The following is a 225-nucleotide window of genomic DNA, read 5'->3' on the forward strand; positions in this document are numbered from 1 at the left end:
GCACTGGGCAGTTGACCCGTCGGAACGCGGTCAACGGGCTGCTGGGGGTTCGGGGAGATGTTTTTCTTGTCCATTGGATTTCTCCTGAGTTTGCTAGGTTTTCTCGTCTCCAATCAAAAAGTCATTAAAGCCTCTTAATTTTGACTTTTGACTTTTCAACTTTTGACTTGTTTGACCACTTGGGGTGGTCAGTCCCTTCTTGTTGTCAAGAAGCCTGTTTGTGCG

General features: G+C 47.1%; 1 protein-coding gene. It reads right to left on the reverse strand.

The window, feature by feature from the left end; all coding sequences use genetic code 11:
- Nucleotides 1-74: DUF5837 family cyanobactin class RiPP (locus tag P5683_RS26290; RefSeq protein WP_315642197.1), on the reverse strand; the 74-nt coding region annotated here is incomplete at its 3' end.
- Nucleotides 75-225: the final 151 nt, after the last annotated feature.

Origin of the sequence: Limnospira sp. PMC 1279.21, assembly GCF_032349615.1 — a bacterium.
Classification (GTDB): Bacteria; Cyanobacteriota; Cyanobacteriia; order Cyanobacteriales; family Microcoleaceae; genus Limnospira; species Limnospira fusiformis.